The following is a 16,329-nucleotide window of genomic DNA, read 5'->3' as shown; positions in this document are numbered from 1 at the left end:
CCCCGTGTCGTGCGGAACTGAGGCGACGGGTGTCCCCGCCGAGCTGGCGGTGGTCCGCGTCACCTGCAAGGACGTGAGCACGCCGGTGACCGCCGTCAGGCCGTTGTTGAACTGGTACATCCGGCGCGCCCGCTGCACGCGTGATCCCGTGCCCGCCTGGAAGATGTCGAGCATGGACTTCACGTTGCCGAAGGCCACCGCGAGCGCGACCGCGCGCCAGGTATTCACCGTTGCCATTTAGGCCTCCTCCATCACGCGAAGATTCTCCGCTCGGGGTTGACTCGCTCCGTGGATGCGAACGGGATCGCTACCCCATCGCCGTCGTGATCGACGAGCCGCTGGCGGATCTCGCTGCGCCCCAGCCGCTCGATCGCCCGCCCGAGGTCATCCTTACGATCGCCGGGAGGGAGGCTCCTGTAGCGGTCGATCTGCTTTGGGAGCGCCCAGGCGGCAATGCGCCGGAGCTGCTCGCGACCGAGCGTCACCGGGACGTCGAGGAGCCATCCGTGCTCGGCATCCCAGTGCAGGCGGAACCCTCGTGCAGACATGTGCACTGGCTCACCACCACGGCGAGACATAGGCGGCCATGGCTTCCCGGGTCCGCCACGCGATCTCGCGCTCCGCTTCCTCGGCCGAGGCGAATCGCGCGCGAAGCAGGTCGCCGGGCACCGCCTGCCCATCCTTGGTCGCGCCGACCGCGAAGGCCACCTCGACGCCCTCGCCGAGGAGGAGCAGGGCCTGGGAGTAGTGGCTGAGGGTGTCCGTGTTGAGGTAATGGCCCTTGCCGAGGAAGTGCTCGCGGTAGAGCCGCTTGACCTCTTCCAGCCGCTCCCGGATCGCCGGCGTCACCAGGCCACCGTTCTGGGAGAGCTCCCATTGCGCGAGCAGGACGTTGTCTCGGCAGATGAAGTGCTTCTGGATGATCCGGTCCGGATAGGTCGCGATGTCCTTCTGGAGGAGCGGCCAGTTCCGCCCGAAGCGCTGGCGCCGGCCGCTCTCGATCAGGTACCCGACGTGTGCAATGTGGACGTCGGAGAGGATGATGACGGTGCCGGGCCCCTCGTTGAGGGCATGCTCGGGGTGCTCGTGGACCATCCCGTACCACCGCATCGTCTTGCCGTCGCCGCGGGGCCCGCGCCGGAAGCAGCGGACGGGCAGATCCGGCTTCCAGGCGGTATCGACGGCGAAGTGGTGCTGGCGGATCGAGTAGCCGGCGAAGAGGTTGCGCCGGAAGTACTTGTGGAGCTTCCGGGGGTCGAGGAGCTTCTCGTCGGTGTCGATCCAGAGCACCCAGTCCATCCGGCAGACGGCGAGGGCCTCGTTGCGCGGCGTCTCGAAGCCCCTCTCGATGGGATTGGAGGCCGGGAGAACCCGCACGGCGTACTGGCCGGCGATCCGGCGCCCCTCGTCGCTCATGCCGGCGTCGCCGATCACGATCTCATCGGCCACGGTCTTGAGCGAGCGGAGGCACCAGTGCAGCGTCTCTTCTGAGTTGGGGCCGGCGATCAGAAGCGCCGAGGCCGTCTCCCGAGGGCGCTGGAGGGCGAGCTTCCGCTCCAAGTCGATGCGCCCCGTGGGCGTGCCGTCGACGCGGTACTCAACGATGTGCCAGCCGAGCGGCTCGGCGAGATCCTCGCAGACGCCGGCGCCCATCGCCTGCACGCTCCGCTCCTTCTTCTTGCCGAAGAGGTCGCGGAGGTCGTGGAGGTCGAACTCCCAGAGATGGCAGCGGTGCGGATAGGTCTCGTAAGACATCCATTCCCAGGGGCCGTAGGGCACCGTGATGAGCACATAGCCGTCCGGCTTGACCCACCGCTCGAGCCGGTCGAGGAGGGTCGTGGGGTCCGGGACGTGCTCGAGGATCTCGAAGAGAAGCAGGCAGTCGAACGGCGGCTCCCCGGACAGGTCGACCTGGTCATCGCCCACCACGAAGCGGAGCGCATCGGGGATCGTCGCCCGGTCTCGCCGGTTTCGTTCGCACCAGTCGATCGAGTGGCGGTCGATGTCGACACCGACCCAGTCCCGACCCACGCGGTTGGCCATGTTGACGCTATAGCCGCCGTGCGCGCAGCCGAAGTCGAGGACGCGCTGCACGTCGGGGTGGGCGCGGAACCACTGCTCCAGCATCTGGAACCGCGGCTCGTTCGGGACCTGGGCGAAGACGTCGGTATGGGTCTGGCCGATCTTCTCGTACTGGCCGCGGAGCCCATCTCGGCTCTCGCTGAAGCCCCATTCGCGGTCGATCCGTTCGCGGATCTCGCCGGCAACCTCGTCGGTCAGTGGATCGAGAAGCGTGCGCGCGGCCATGATGTCCGAGCGCCGGATGAAGTGATGGGCGAGTCGGTGCGGGCTGTCGTTCTGCTCGCGAATCAGCCGCTCGAACGTCTCGGCCCATTCTGATGCGACGCCGCGCCAGTCGAGCATGACCGCCCGGGCCCGGCCGGCCTCGGAGGCTTCCCGCCAGGCATCTCCATCGCGGACGTAATGGAGGACGGCGGCCGTGAAGTCGTCCTGATACTCGGGTGACGAGGGATCGCCATCGACGAGGACGCCGGCGCCAGGTGCGATCGTTTCGGGAAGGGCGCCACGGGCGCTCGTGACGATCGGGAGTCCGGCCGCCTGACATTCCATCGCCGTGATGCAGGAGATCTCCGCGAAGGTCGGGTTCGTCGGCGACGGCGTCGGGTAGACGTAGACGCCGGCGGTGGCCAGGTGCTCGTAATATTGCCGCTTCGGCAGCGCCCCGAGGAACACGACGCGATCGCCGAGGCGGCTGATCAGCCGGTCGACTTGCTCGTAGAAAGGCCGCAGATGGTCCACGCGATTGTCATAGGAGGCGAGGTAGAGCCGGAGCCCGGGCTCCTCTTGCAGCAGCTGCGGGAGGATCTGACCGAGCAGCACGTCCGCGCCCCGCTCCGGCCGGGCGCCGTAGATGAGCTTCTGCCGGTCGCGCGGCACGCCTTCGACGGCCAGGCCGAGGCTATCGAGCCCGTCGAAACGAACCAACTCGATCCCGTTCCGGGTCTGCCAGAAAATCTCGTCGGGGATCCCGTAGACCTCGCGGTACTGCTCGGCCATGTAGCGCGAGAGCACGGCCACGCGGTCGACGTTCCAGAGCACCGCCTTGAACGTCGCGGCCTGCCGCATCAGCGCCAGGTCATGGCACCAGAGGATGTTCAGCCGGCTGGCCATCCGAGTGGCGAAGGCCTCGGGCATCCGCTGGACGATGGTGACGTCGTGGGGCGCCGAGGTGGCGTAATCGGCGAACTCGCCGGCGGGGCGATAGAGCACGCCGTCATAGAGCCCGGGGCGCTCGCAATTGGCGAAGACGACGACGTGATGGCCGAGGCGGGCGAGCTCGCGACTCAGGCAGAGGCCGGCGGTTTCGCTGCCGCCGAGGCTCCTCGATTCCAACGAATCGCCCTGGAACGGGAGGCCTGGAACCAGGAGGGCGATATCGAGATCCACGGCCTATGCGCCCTTGCTGAAGACCGCCAAGCTCCGCACGGCTGCCTGGTTGACGCTCGTTTCGAGCATAATGAACGGGAACGGCAACTCCTGGCCGAATGAGACGCCGAGGGAGCCTGGGCCCACCTCCGCGTACCAGCGAGACGAGACGGCCGACATTCCCGCCGATGTGAGAATCGGCACGAAGTTGGCGGAGGTCTGATCGAATGAGCCGCGCAAATAAAGTTGGCCGCTTGTAATGACCGGGACCCAGATCCCCAGCGTTTTCGCATTACTCACGTCGACGATGCCCGATAGAGTGCCGCTTAGCGGAATGGTCGGAGACGCGATCATGTCAGAAACCCTTCGAGTAGACGGCCACACTCCGCACAGCGGCCTGGGCGACGGCCGTTTCGATCATAATGAACGGAAAGGGAAACTCGACGCCTACATCGAGCGAGACGGCCATGGAGCCGGGACCGGCGTCGACGTACCACCGCGAAGAAATCGGGGTCGCGTTCTGATTGAAGATGGGCCAGAAATCGGCCGAGTTTTGATCGAAAGAACCTCGAAGAAGCACCTGGCTGCTGCTGATGACGGGTATCCAGATCCCGACTGCTCGCGCCCCAGTCACGTCCACGATGCTGGAGAGCGTCCCGCTGAGCGGGATCGTCGGAAAGACGGGGAACGGGACCATGGGCTACTGGCGCCGGCGCTGGCCCCTGGCTGCGATCGTCTCGGCGCCGACCCGCTGCGCCTCCTCGGCTGTCACCGAAAAGTTCTCCAGGGGGCCGTGCACGCGCTGGAACGACTCCCACTGCGGGTCCGACCAGTTGTCGGGGCTGGCATCGCCGACCTTGTATCCGCCGGTGTCCTTGGTGAAGACCCGGACCATTACCGCGGCGCCACCATCAGATAGCCGAGGTTCTTGGCGATGACCTTCTCCGCCTGGTAGTAGGAGGCCTCGACCACCTCGATCTTTTTCCCGGGGTCCGGGTCGTTGTAGCGGAACATCGCGAGCGGCGCGGGGATCAGATCCGGCTTCCAGCGAAACGCCAGACCGAGGGTCTGGGTCATCAGCGACACGCCGGGCTGGACGTAGCAGAGGAGCGCGTTGTTGCCCCAGATATTGGTCATGGAGGCGGCCTGGCCTTCCTTGGCGTTGTTTATCACGCCGCGACCATGCAGAATCTTCTGGACGCCCATGGCCGCCGCGATCTGCTCGTCGTTCAGGAGACCGCCCGAGGTGTACTTGTAGAGCTCGATCAGCTTGGAGTGGCGCCGGAGGACCTGGAACGTATCCTCGTCGACGACGAGCGTGTTCGGCATCAGGCCGGTCGTCTGCCGGATGAAGGCGATGGCGGTCGTGACATCGACAAGCGGATTGGAGTTGGTGAGATCGCTCCACTTGCTGGACACGGTGACGCCTGATCCCACGTTCGTGGACGAGGTCACGAGGTTGGCCAGGCGGACCTCGAAGTCCTGGATGAGCGACTGCAGGACGATGTTGGCGGTGTTCTCCCGGATCTGCAGCGCCATGTCGGTGTTCGTCAGATCCTCTTGCGCGATCTCGCCGGCGAGGGCGAAGTTCTGGGCGAAGTAGGCGTCGCACGACACCTTGAACTCGATCCGGTTCGGCCGAGTCTTGGGCGCGCGGCTCGTATCCGGCACGCGCAGCCAGGAGTCGGGATCGATGATGTAGTACTTATTCGACTGCTTGTCCACGGGCACCGCCGGGAAGAGCTGGGTGCCGATGTAGCCATCGATGCCCGAGGCGAAGGCGGCGACGGCGATGTTCGTCAATGGCACGTCCAGATGCGCGTCGCGCCCGGAGGCCGCGCCGACGGCACCGCCGCAGATCGGCCGCATCCCGGAGAAACGGAATGCATCGAAGAGCGTGAGCCCGAGGCTGTGGGCCTCCTTCATGCGCTGCAGACGGTCCGCGAGCGCCTTGGTGGCCACGTCCACGTGGCTCAGGAGCGATACGACGACCGCGCGCAGGGTCGCGATCGAGAACCGGCCGGCCATTCGCCTCATCGTTGTCTCCTTCACGGGGCGCCCGCCCAACGCGTGGGCGCGTACATGATGGCGGTGATGATCTGGTCGGCGGCGCCCGCCGCTTCCAGGGCCCGCCCGAACGCCACGGCGCCGGACACGACGGTGATCGCATGCCCGCTGCTGTCGGTCGAGAGAATGGCGCCGACGGTGATCGCGGCGCCGGCGACGACCTTCGTCTTGCCGAGGTAGCCGACCGTCGCGTTCTCGCCCGACTTCGGCTTGTTCTGGAGCACGCCGACCAGCGCGCTGTCGGTCGCGAGGCTGGCGACGTTACAGGCCCGGGCGGCCGAGAGGCGGACCAGGGTGTACTGGCTGGCGCTCAGATCCGCAGCGGCGATCAGGGTCAGCGTATCGAGGACGGCGAATTCGCCCATCAGTCAGTCCCTCCCCTACGAGCGGACATAGGCTTCCTTGAGCTCCGGGTCCTCGTCGAGCACGACGCGCATGGCCGCCTGGTAATCCTTGATAGGATCGAGCTTCTTCTCGGCCAGGTACTTCCGGACGCGGTACTCGACCTTGGGGCCCGGCTCGTCAGGCTCCTGGGCATCCGCCGGCTTCTGCTGGATCGAGTAGGTCTTGAACAGCGTCTCGGCCTGGCGATTCATCTCCGTGAGCCAGGCGTCCACGGCCTGCTCGGCGGAGATCGGCCGCTTTGGATCGGTCAGCACGTAGGTGCCGCCGTTGGCCGACAGCGCGAGCTGGTAGAACACGCGCGCGAAGGGGCGGAAGGCCGGGATCTTGAGCGAGCGCAGCTTGTAGCTGATGCGCTCCTGATGGGCCGCCTCTGCCAGCTCGGCCTTCTCGGCCTGCGCACGCTGGAGATCCTGCTGGAGAGGTTCCAGCCGATCCGCGCGGGCGGCCTTCTGGCGCAGCTCCGCGATCTCGGCCATCGACACGACGATCTGGCCATCCGGGACCGACACCTGTGGAGCCGACGGGGCATTCTCCGTACTGGGCTTGTCCTCGGGCATTGCTGTCCTCCCTGCCTCCGTCCGGGGTCCGCCCCCGGTAGCGAGCTGGCGATTCAGGCGCTCGAGCGTGGCCTCGAAGGTCGCGACGCGGTCGACCATGCCGAGCGTCTGGGCGGCGGCCGCCGAGATCATCCGGCCTTCCCCGAATCCGCCCTTGACATCGCTCACGGTCACCCCACGGCCGCGGGCCACGGCCCCGAGGAAGGCGGCATAGTAGTCGTCGACGCGCTGCTGCATGGCGGCGCGCGCCGTCTCATCGAGGGCGACGAAGGCCTGGCCTTCGGACTTGTAGCGGCCGGCGCTGATGTACGTGACCTTGGCGCCGGCCTTCTCGGCCATCTTCGAGAGGTCCTCGTGGATGGCCAGGACCCCGATCGCGCCGACCTGGCCGGAGGGCGTGACCACGAGCTCATCCGCCTGGCTGGCGAGCCAGTAAGCGGCGCTCGCGGCCGTCGCGTTGACCATGGCCACGATCGGCTTCGAGCCCCGGGCGCCGTAGATCACGTCCGCGAGCTCCTGGATGCCGAAGACGCTGCCGCCCGGGCTGTCGACGTCGAGCACGATCGCGCCGACCTGGGGATCGTTGACGGCCCGCTGGAACGCCGCCGCGAACTGCTCGGTGGAGGTCCCGCCGCTGATGTCCGTCATGAGGTTCATCCGGTGCGAGATGACGCCGAAGAGCGGGAGAACCTGCACGCCGCCGAGGGCGCGGAGGGCGGGAGGCGAGGCTGCCCCGATTCGCGCCCGAATTTCCTCGTCGGAGAGCCGGGCCCCGCCCGCGCGGAGCCGGAGAACCTCGACGATCGTGTCGAGCGTCGCCGGCAGGATGGCCCACGGGTGCTCGCGGACGTACTGGGCGATGTGGGGATACTGGCCGTGAGCCGTGGCGGATTCGCCGTCCCACTGCTTCTGACAGATGGCCCGGCGCTGGGAGTTGTCGGGGAAGTCCTCGTTCGTCGTCCCGTCGGCCATGCACCGGTCGATGAAGTCGCTCTCCTGCTCGTCCTGGTTGGGCGTCGGGAGCGGCATCAGGCCACGAACCGAATCGCCGGGGGCGCCGTCGGACTCGCCACCCTGATCCGATGGACGTGGTTCGCGAAGGATGGCGATGAGAGCCGGCCGCCGCAAAGGAGACACCGGCCGAAGGCGGTGCCGACTTCGAGCACGACCGGTCGCGGACTGGCCACGTTCACGCTGACCAGCGTAGGGCCTCCGATATGGCCAGAATCGAACAGGGAGGGGTTTGGAGGTGGTTCGGGGTGGATCAGGGATGGATCAGGGCGGGATCTTTTTGCTTGACAGGCCCAGCTATTTCTTCTCCCGGTACTTCCTGGCCCACGTCTCGATCTCCGACCAGAAGGCGTAGAAGGGGCCGTGGGGCGTGACCCGCCAGATCGGGAGACCGGTCTCCTTGCCGAGCCGACGAAGCGTTTTCGGGCTCAGCTGGAGTCGCCGCGCCAGTTCATCGAGAGTGACCAGGTCCGACGATATGCCCAGGGTAGTCGCCATTCACGGTACCTGCATGTGGCACGGAGAACACAAGGAGAACGGCGCGAGCCCAGTCCCCGGCCGTGTCAGGGACTCGAACGGGTCATCGACGTGGCCGATGACGCCCTTGGCGCTCGCGTCGAGGCAGGTCGTGATCCGCCCGTCAACGAGCGCCATGCCCCAGCCCGAGCGGAGGAACTCGCACACCATCGGCGGCGCCGACACGAACCAGTCTACCTGACCGGCCCAGTCGAAGGCCCGCGTCATCGGCGCCGGGTTCAGACCGCCGAGCAGCCCATGGCGCTTGGCGGCTTCGATGGCAGGCCCGGCCTTTTCGGGCCGGTGTAGGCTCACGTGGATCTGGGGGCGGTAGGGCGCGAGCGCCGCGCAGAGCGGGCGTGGATAGGTCAGCACTCGGGCATCCATGCGATGGAGGCGAAGGGCCGCGGCTCCCAATATGAAGTCGAGGACTGCGCCGATCACACCGCCGCTTCCTGCGACGGGTCGGGCTGGGCGGGCGCCACCGGCGTCTGCTTGTCCGGGAATTTCAGCATCGCCCGCGCGTGCGCCTCGTCCTCGGGCTGATTCGTGACGACGCCGGCGCCGACGAGATTGATCCAGCTGTCGAGCATCTGCAGCCGGAGGTCGTCGGTGAGCGGCAGGAATCGCCACTGTGGATAATCGACGATGCCCGGATAGTTGAGGTCGACGAGCGGCCGGACGACCTGGTTCATGATCAGCACCTGCTCCACGTCACGCCGAATCGCCTCGATGACGAGGAGGAACACGTCGAAGTTCACTTTGGCGCGAGCAAAGGAGCCCTGGGCCGAGTCGGGGCTCATGCCGAGGAGGCCGGGCATCAAGATCGCCCGGGCGATCGCCTTGTCGAACAGCTCGATCGACGGGACGAAGACCCGCGTGGCCTGGCCGGCGAGCTCCGGGGCCCAGAATTCCAGATCGTCCTTCGCCGGCCGCGGGATGATACCGAACGTGGCCGCCTGGAGATTGGTGATGATCTGCTTGAGATCATCGATCTGCGATGGGGTATACCGAGTGGGGTTGTAGAGCCCGAACACCGGCGGGATCCCCAGCCGCTCGAGCAGCATCGCCAGCCATTTGAAGGTGTTGTCCTTCGCCCAGTAGGGCCGATACGCCGCTTCGAGATCCGAGGTGCCATACGGGTTCGAGAAGCTCGGCTGGTACGTGTAGAGCACGAACTTCTCCCTCGGGAGCTTCCCGGCTTTGACCATGGAGTTGGTCATCTGGATCACGCCGTCCGGCAGCAGATTGCCGAACTGGTCCTGCTCGAACCAGAAGTAATGCGGGGCGCGGGTTTTCAGGGACCGGAGACCCAGGTGCCCGGCCCATTCCCCGTCCTCGATCGGCGCCCAGATCTTCTCCGTGAGGCTGAAGCCGTAATCGAGGCCACTCAGAATTTCGTACAGGTCGTTGTCCAGCGTCCCGCCACCGACCTCGCCGGGATCGAGATTGTTCAGGACCCAGCGGACGAACATCGTCGGTTCCCACTCGTCCGGTTGCCCCTCCGGGCTCGTCACCGTCCATCCCGTGGTGAGGATTGCGTGCTTCTTGAAGGCGAGGGCCGCCTTGACCTGGTCATCGCGGCGCATCTCGTCGAACACGCGCAGGCCGCGGCGGCTCGCGAGGTGAGACGGGTTGTAGGGCATCGAGTAGCCGCCGGGGAAGAGTCGGCGGGGATCGGCGAAGGCCAGCTCGCCCTCGCGCGCGGGCGGCTCGGGCGGCTTGTGGAAGCCACCGGTGACGGCGTGGCGGAGGCGCGCGGTGAAGGTCATGGCGTCGTCTCCGGCGGGAGAATCATCGAGCCGAACTCCCACCCGTCCAAATAGAAGTTATCGAGCCCCCTGTCGTCGTCTGATCCGAGGAAGATCACGTATGATCCTGATGCATTGCCTCCGTCCTCCAGTGCTCGCACTCCGAATTCGACCACAGTCCAGCCGTGGGCGAGGCGCCGATTCTTTGCCCAGTAGAATCCGGGCTCGACGTATGGACCGACAATGACGGGCTCACTCACCATGGCACCTCCGCCGTCGCCCGAGGAGGACCGATCAACGCATCGTGCGGCGTCCAGTCGCCAACCGGGCGCTGAAGAATCTGGCGGGCGAGCATGACGACGAGTGCCGTAATCCCATCGATCCGCCCGGTGCTCTTCGCCTTTGATGGTTTGATATTGCCGCTGGCATCGATCTCCGCCACGGCGTTCGCGGCACACAACGCAAGCAATTGATTCCCGCCGTGGCGAAGTCGACGGCCCGCGACGAGCACCTCCAGCATCTTGCTCGGGGCCGAAAGCGCCGCGAAGGTCTGCCGGATTGGAACGCATGTGATCCCGGCGGCAGTGAGGCGCGTGGCCAATCCGGTCGCGTTCCATGGGTCATATCCGAGCTCGATGATCTCGACGCGTTCCACTTCGGGCAAGCCGACGATCGCCTCATAGATCACGTCGTAGTCGATGATGTTGCCCTCTGTCAGCGTGAGGATGCCCTCGCGTGCCCAGACATCGTAGGGGGCACGATCGCGCTTCACGCGCTCAGTCACGTTGTCGGCTGGCATCCAGAAGCGCGCCAGCACGTCGAGCGTACCATCGTCATCCGGAAACCCAGCCACGAGCGCGCTCAGGTCTGTGGTGGACGACAGGTCCAGACCGAGGAAGCCGCGCCGAGACGGCAGCGCGCGCAGCGGCCCGCCGCACGCGGCCCAGGCGTCAGAGGGGAGCCAACGTGTGATGCTCTCGGTCCAGATATTGAGCCGGAAGCGCTTGAAGGCGTTCTGCGCGGTCGGCTTCTCGCGAGCCTCCTGGCAGAGCTTTCGCATGTCGTCGAGCTTGGGGGTGATCGGGAGGTTGGGATTCGCCTTCGGCCAGACGGTCTCGTCGGTCCAGTCGTCGCATCTCTCGCAGCTCTCGTCCGGAGCGGTTTTCCCTTTCGCGCGGCAGGCCTCGCAGACGTCGAGCGTCGCGATATAGCCGAACTGCCCGTCATCCGAGAGCACGCCTTCGAGCACCTTCACCGTGTAGTCGCGTTCGTCCCAGCAGACGGAGTGCCGGTCATAGCCGGAGGTCGTGATGATGAACACGAGCGGCTGCCGACGCGCTCCCATCCCGAGCTCGAGCACGTCGAGCATCGCGCGCGATTTGTGCGCGTGCAATTCATCAACGAGCAGGCAGTGCGAATTCGGCCCGTCGAGGCTGTCGGCGTCGGCGCCCAGAGGTTCGAACTTCGAGGCGGTCTCGAGGCTGTGCAGATTCACCGTGCGCACCTGGATGCGTTTGCGCAGGCCGGGACTTCGGAGCACGATCCGGCGGGCCTCGTCGAAGACAATCTTGGCCTGGTCGCGCTTGGTGGCCGCCGCATATACTTCGGCGCCGGCCTCGCCGTCGAAGAACGCCATGAGCAAGCCGACGCCGGCCGCGATCGTGCTCTTGCCGAACTTCTTGGCCACCTCGGAGTAGGCCTTGCGGAACCGACGCAGCCCGTTCTCGGTCCTCACCCACCCGAAAATGGAGCCGATTATAAATGCCTCCGGCGGAGATAGCACGATCGGTTGCCCGGCCCATTCGCCCTTGCTGTGCCGGAAACAGCGGAAGATATCGATCGCATCGTTCGCGAGCTCGGCATCGAAGTGCAGCCCTCGCGCGGGCCCCTCCACCAGGTCGCGGAGGTGGCGTTCACATGCAAGCCGTACGAGACGACCGACAAGGATTCGCCCGGAGGTGGCGTCGAGCGCATAGGCCGTAACTTGGTCATTCAGCCCGTTCCGCTCGCCGCGCCTCGCGCCGACGGACAAACTCGTCGATGTCGACCGCTTGGCCCGGCTTCCCTTTGCCGGCTTGCTCACGCGCCGCGCCGGCGCCAAGATCCACCTCGAGCCCTTTGCGATCGGCTGGCGTCATGCCGAAGGCCGCCGCGAGCTGGCGCAGACCTTCGAGGGCGCCCTTCGCGATGCCCACCTCCGGCCGCGCCACGCGCCCGTTCGATCGCGTGACATCGGTCAGTGCATCGGCGCCCCGCTTGGCTCGGCGCAGGCGCTGGCTCGCGCGTCGATACAGAGCCGCTCGTTCGCACAGCGCCGCGAAGATCATCCGGTCCGCCGTCGTGAGCAGCCCGAGCCGAATCATGCCTGGCGCCTCGGCGTCCCAGATCGCGCGGGCCACTCGATCGCCGAGAAGCCACGCCGGACACATCGCCTCGCTCGCCGGCGGCTTGGGCTCGTTGCGATTCCGATGCCGGTGGCCAGCACCGCCATCGAGCTTGTCGAGCGCGGACGGCTTGGGTTTCTTGCCTCGACGGCCCATAGGTCGATTCTGCCACGATTACGGGGCCATGCGGAAATGCGCGGGCATTCACGCGGGGACTCCCCACGGTCTCGCTGGACCAAGTCTTATAGGATTTCCTATCATCGCTGCCCCCGTCCTTCCCGCTGTCGCTTGATCGCATGGCAGCTCTCGCAGAGCCCTTGGCCGTTCTCCAACGCCCATGTGCCACCCACCTTGACCCGGACGATGTGATCGGCCACCGTCGCCGGAACCGGAGTCGAGTGACGGCGGTACGGATCCACGCAGAACGGGTCTCGAGCGAGGATCTCCTCGCGCCAGCGCCGATGTGGTTCGTCATAGCCGCGCGCCGCCGCAGAGCCTCGCTCGCGCTCGTGCAGGCGCGCGTGGATCTGGCAGTACCGTCCATCCGTCAGCTCCGGGCAGCCCGGAGCTCGGCACGGCTTCTTCGGCGCTCTCGGCACTCAGCGCGTCCTCCTGCCGACTGTCGGCGCCGCCTTCTCCCTCGCCAGCTCCGCCGTCAACGCCTCCAACCGCGCCTGATCCTCCTCGGCCGTCAGGCCACGCCGCTGGGGTTCCTGCCCGTCCGTCCCTACCTCGCCTGCCGTCCGCTGGTGCCCTGGCTCTTCCGAGTCCAGTGCGAGAGCACTCCGGATCGAGGCACGGTCTGATCGGGCCTCCACCGGGTTATCCACCACGGCCGGCTCCCCTCCCCTCACACTCCCCTCCCCTCCGATCCCTTCCGATCCTCTCTGATCAGATCCGATCAGATCAAGATCAGATCGGTGACGAGCGTTCGTCGAGCGTTCCGTGATCGTTCGTCGCTTCTTCGACGATCGTTCGTGGATTGTAAGTGCCGGTGGAGGCGGCAGTTTCGAGGGTTGCGGCCGGTCGATCCGCTGGTGGTCGAGCCACGACGGAAAAAACGCGAAGCGAGTGCCGCGCACGCGATACAGCCGCACGAGGCCCTTCTTGGCGATCCGCAGCAGCGCGATCTCCACATCGGCGGGCCGTACCTGGTGAAATCCGAAGACCACTGCACGGAGCTGGTCGTCGTCAGCCACGAGGCGCCCCTCGTCATCTGCCTCCAACAGCATGCCTATCCACAGTCGATACTCGAAGTGAGAGAGCTGTCCGACCTTCCGGTGCTGGCGGTGCTCCGGCTTCAGGGAGCGGATGCGGGGCACGGGAATCAGTTCCTCCCCAGCGCGATCATCACCCTGAGCTCCAACCCCGCCACCAGCATGACCGGACAGACGAACGGCACGAGCACGTACGGCAGCACCGCCGGCCTCGCGGCGAGCAGCTCGGCGAGGGTCAGCACGGGCGTCTCCAAAGCGAGACACGGATTCTCAGTTCTGCCACTGTGTGTGTCTTTTCAGCCACAACGCCTGACGTGACTGGTAACGATTCCAGGCACTTAGACGCGACGAGCGAGGGCGAGCGCGCTGACGGCCGATGTAGCCGACAGGCTCGGCGGCGTACTCGACCGGCGTGTCGACACGGCCTCGCCCGCTCGCGGAAGTCGGTCATCGGAACAGCTCCTCACTCGCCCGGATCTCATCGCCGCGGACCTCGACCAGGCCGAGCCGCTTGAGCTTGGGCAAGTAGGTTCTGAACGTCCCGCCGGAGGCCGCATAGCCGGAGGCCTCGCCGAGCTCCTCGCGGCTGGTCGGCTTCGGGTACCGCTCGATCAGGACTTCGAGCATCCGCCGGGGCCCCTGGTCCAGGGACGCGAGCCACATCGCGCGCACGGCTTCCGCCGTCTGGGGCGCCGTCGCGACGCGCGCGCCGACGAGCTGGAGGCCCGCCGCAGTCAGCTGGACGCGATCTCCCGCCACGTCGATCATGCCCTGCCGTCGCAGCCGCGGAAGGTACGTGCGGAAGGTCCCACCGCTCGCCACGTACCCCGATAGCAAGCCGAGCTGGGCCTTCGACAGCGCCATCGGATACCTCAGGGCCAGTGCCTCCAGCATCTTGCACTCGCCGGCGCCGAGCACGATGTCGCCGCCGGCCCGCTTCGACTGACGACGTTCATGGCGAAGTGCGCCCGTCGCCTCGATGCGCGCATGGATCTCGGCATCGGACATCAGGGAGATGCGGGGCTCGACGGCCGCGCGGAGCTTCGCCTCCGGTGTTGGCGGAGCTATCTGCCGGGCCCGGAGCGCGCCAGTGATCACCGTCGCTGCCTCGTGGATTCGGTCGGCGACATTTTGCGCGCCGATCCTCGTGCCCTCGAGCCTGTCGACGAGGGACGCCAAGGTCCGGAGGGCCGCCTCGATGCGCTTCAACTGCGCGTCCCGGAGGACCGGGACCTCGACGCGCTTCTCCTTGGGCGCCGGCGGCGGCGGCGGGGCCTTCGCCCGGGCCAGCTCCGCCTCGAGGCCCGCGATCCGCCGGCGGAGCTCGCGGGGATCCTCGGCCTTGGCCTTCTCGATCGTCGCCGCCATCCGCTGCTCGATCGACTTCAGGTCGACGTCGGCCAGTGTCGCCGGCGCCTTCCCGCCCGCCGTCATCTTCGGCGTGGCCCCGGAGTCGAACGTCTCCCGGAGCCGGAAGCGCACCCGCACCGTCTTCCGGAGGAAATGGGGCGACCAGACCCAGGCTTCCCCGTCCTCGAGGCCAGCCAGCGAGGCGAGGATGTCCTCCCCCTGGTGGTGGTATTTCACCCACTCCCGGATGGCGGCGATGTCCTGCGGCCCCGTCGTCCGCATCGGGATCAGTGTCTGGACCTGGGTCAGGACGGATTTGTTGAGGGACGCGCTCCGCTGGGTGATGAGCGTGATCCCGAGGCCTCGGGCGCGGCCGCGGCGGACGATGTTCTCCCAGGCCCGGAGGAGCTGCGCCTCGTCGCGCATCGGCCGCTGGGGGATGTAGTCGTCGGCCTCCTCGAGGAACAGGTGCAGCGGCGCCTCGTTGCGCTGATAGAGGCGACGCGCGAACTCCAGCAGGAAGGCCTTCTTCGACCCCTCGGACTCGAACTGCGAGAGGTCGAGGACGCAGGAGAGCCGCTGGTCGACCACCAGGTCGGCGAGGAGCTGGCCACCGGTGCGCTCGAGGGGGACGTCGCCGCGCTTGCCGCCGAAGATCGGGAGTGGGAGCCCGGGCCCCTTGCCGTCGCCCGAGGATCGCAGGCCCCACCAACACCCCACTGGATCCACGACGACGAACGGCAGCTTCGCCCGGAACATTTCCTCAGCCATCACGGCGGCAGTATTCGACTTGCCCGCGCCCCTGGCGGCCAAGATGCCGAAGGTCTCGGTGATGGCCTCGGTGGGCAGAGCGAGCTGCGGCGAGACGTGGAGCTTCACGAAACGTCCAGCGCCTGCTCGGCCGCCAGCGCCTTGCGGATCAGCCCCCCGGACAGGACCAGGTCCATGAACCAGACCTGGTCGACCTTGTCGAGCCGGAAGGCCGTGGGATGGTCCTGGACGAAGCGGAGGAGATCGGCGTCGGTGACGAGCCAGGCATCGCGCTCGCGCTCCGTGCCGCGTCGGCGGAGCCGCGGGCCGTCCTCAGTCGTCGACGGCGGGCCCGGGAGGGGCGTCAGGAGCTTGCCCTCCCGCACCCACCGCTCGATGACGTGGTGATCGGTGCCGAAACACAGCTCCAGCTCGCGCAGCGTGTAGCCGTCGCGGAACCGGCGGCTGATCTTCATGCGCTTCAGCTTCAGCACCACCGACGTCTCCGAGCGGCCGAGCTGCTTGGCGATCCAGTGCGTCAGCCGGTGGCCGGCGTGGTCCCAGAGGAAGGCGGTTTCGGCCTCGGTCCAGTCCTGGCGGTCCTGCGCGTGGGTGAGGCCGAGCGTGGCCGCACGCTTCTTGAGCACCCACGCCGGCCACCCGATTCCCTCGGCGAGCGCCGCGATGGCGCCGCGGGTCCGCGCGTCGTAGCGGTCGCGGAGGAGCTGGTCGCGCTCCGGCGTCCAGACGTACTTCTTCGCGCGGCGCCCGCGGTGCTTCCAGCGGCAGCAGGGGCCGGTCCTGGCGTACGGGCCGCCGAGGAACGGCCGGTGGCAGTCGCCGCAGCTGCGCTGGGTCTTTGGGGCTGCGGCAG

At 67.2% G+C, this 16,329-nt stretch carries 19 protein-coding genes; all 19 read right to left on the bottom strand.

What is annotated here, in order from left to right:
* The coding region (locus VGV13_13320) for a hypothetical protein (GenBank protein HEV8642074.1) at positions 1-237 on the bottom strand (237 nt) is incomplete at its 3' end.
* Between the two features lie 14 nt (positions 238-251).
* A complete protein-coding gene (locus VGV13_13315; GenBank protein ID HEV8642073.1) occupies positions 252-548 on the bottom strand; it encodes a hypothetical protein in 297 nt (98 codons plus the stop codon).
* A gap of 10 nt (positions 549-558) precedes the next feature.
* On the bottom strand, positions 559-3,468 hold the full coding sequence (locus VGV13_13310; GenBank protein ID HEV8642072.1) for a methyltransferase domain-containing protein: 2,910 nt from the start codon (positions 3,466-3,468) through the stop codon (positions 559-561).
* Between the two features lie 3 nt (positions 3,469-3,471).
* Entirely contained in the window at positions 3,472-3,801 is a 330-nt protein-coding gene (locus VGV13_13305; protein ID HEV8642071.1) for a hypothetical protein, read from the bottom strand.
* Between the two features lies 1 nt (position 3,802).
* Positions 3,803-4,144, bottom strand: coding sequence for a hypothetical protein (locus VGV13_13300; protein HEV8642070.1), 342 nt, complete (start codon positions 4,142-4,144; stop codon positions 3,803-3,805).
* Positions 4,145-4,147: 3 nt separating this feature from the next.
* The gene (locus tag VGV13_13295) at positions 4,148-4,342 is read right to left on the bottom strand and encodes a hypothetical protein (protein ID HEV8642069.1); all 195 of its coding nucleotides are present in this window, start codon (positions 4,340-4,342) and stop codon (positions 4,148-4,150) included.
* Positions 4,342-5,484 carry a hypothetical protein gene (locus VGV13_13290; protein HEV8642068.1) on the bottom strand — a complete coding sequence of 381 codons (1,143 nt, stop codon included), beginning with the start codon at positions 5,482-5,484 and terminating at the stop codon, positions 4,342-4,344. The genes VGV13_13295 and VGV13_13290 overlap by 1 nt, the downstream gene beginning before the upstream one ends.
* A gap of 11 nt (positions 5,485-5,495) precedes the next feature.
* Positions 5,496-5,879: a capsid cement protein gene (locus VGV13_13285; GenBank protein ID HEV8642067.1), complete on the bottom strand. Its 384-nt coding sequence runs from the start codon at positions 5,877-5,879 to the stop codon at positions 5,496-5,498.
* 15 nt (positions 5,880-5,894) lie between these two features.
* Positions 5,895-7,505: a S49 family peptidase gene (locus tag VGV13_13280; GenBank protein ID HEV8642066.1), complete on the bottom strand. Its 1,611-nt coding sequence runs from the start codon at positions 7,503-7,505 to the stop codon at positions 5,895-5,897.
* A gap of 279 nt (positions 7,506-7,784) precedes the next feature.
* Positions 7,785-7,985, bottom strand: a complete 201-nt coding sequence (locus tag VGV13_13275) for a hypothetical protein (GenBank protein HEV8642065.1) — start codon at positions 7,983-7,985, stop codon at positions 7,785-7,787.
* Positions 7,986-8,378, bottom strand: a complete 393-nt coding sequence (locus VGV13_13270) for a hypothetical protein (GenBank protein HEV8642064.1) — start codon at positions 8,376-8,378, stop codon at positions 7,986-7,988.
* Between the two features lie 65 nt (positions 8,379-8,443).
* Positions 8,444-9,775 carry a DUF935 family protein gene (locus VGV13_13265; protein HEV8642063.1) on the bottom strand — a complete coding sequence of 444 codons (1,332 nt, stop codon included), beginning with the start codon at positions 9,773-9,775 and terminating at the stop codon, positions 8,444-8,446.
* On the bottom strand, positions 9,772-10,017 hold the full coding sequence (locus VGV13_13260) for a hypothetical protein (GenBank protein ID HEV8642062.1): 246 nt from the start codon (positions 10,015-10,017) through the stop codon (positions 9,772-9,774). Before VGV13_13260 ends, VGV13_13265 begins: the two co-directional genes overlap by 4 nt.
* A complete protein-coding gene (locus VGV13_13255; protein HEV8642061.1) occupies positions 10,011-11,837 on the bottom strand; it encodes a terminase TerL endonuclease subunit in 1,827 nt (608 codons plus the stop codon). The genes VGV13_13260 and VGV13_13255 overlap by 7 nt, the downstream gene beginning before the upstream one ends.
* Entirely contained in the window at positions 11,743-12,294 is a 552-nt protein-coding gene (locus VGV13_13250; protein HEV8642060.1) for a P27 family phage terminase small subunit, read from the bottom strand. Before VGV13_13250 ends, VGV13_13255 begins: the two co-directional genes overlap by 95 nt.
* A 443-nt stretch (positions 12,295-12,737) precedes the next feature.
* Positions 12,738-13,460 carry a hypothetical protein gene (locus tag VGV13_13245; protein HEV8642059.1) on the bottom strand — a complete coding sequence of 241 codons (723 nt, stop codon included), beginning with the start codon at positions 13,458-13,460 and terminating at the stop codon, positions 12,738-12,740.
* 5 nt (positions 13,461-13,465) lie between these two features.
* Positions 13,466-13,597 carry a hypothetical protein gene (locus VGV13_13240; protein ID HEV8642058.1) on the bottom strand — a complete coding sequence of 44 codons (132 nt, stop codon included), beginning with the start codon at positions 13,595-13,597 and terminating at the stop codon, positions 13,466-13,468.
* Between the two features lie 205 nt (positions 13,598-13,802).
* Complete coding sequence (locus VGV13_13235; GenBank protein ID HEV8642057.1) at positions 13,803-15,584, bottom strand: DUF87 domain-containing protein; 1,782 nt, start codon at positions 15,582-15,584, stop codon at positions 13,803-13,805.
* A partial coding sequence (locus VGV13_13230) for a hypothetical protein (GenBank protein ID HEV8642056.1) occupies positions 15,581-16,329 on the bottom strand: 749 nt, incomplete at its 5' end. The genes VGV13_13235 and VGV13_13230, both read right to left, overlap by 4 nt.

Source organism: Candidatus Methylomirabilota bacterium (genome assembly GCA_036001065.1).
GTDB lineage: Bacteria > Methylomirabilota > Methylomirabilia > Rokubacteriales > CSP1-6 > MNEF01.
This window is presented reverse-complemented; position numbering and strand designations above follow the sequence as displayed.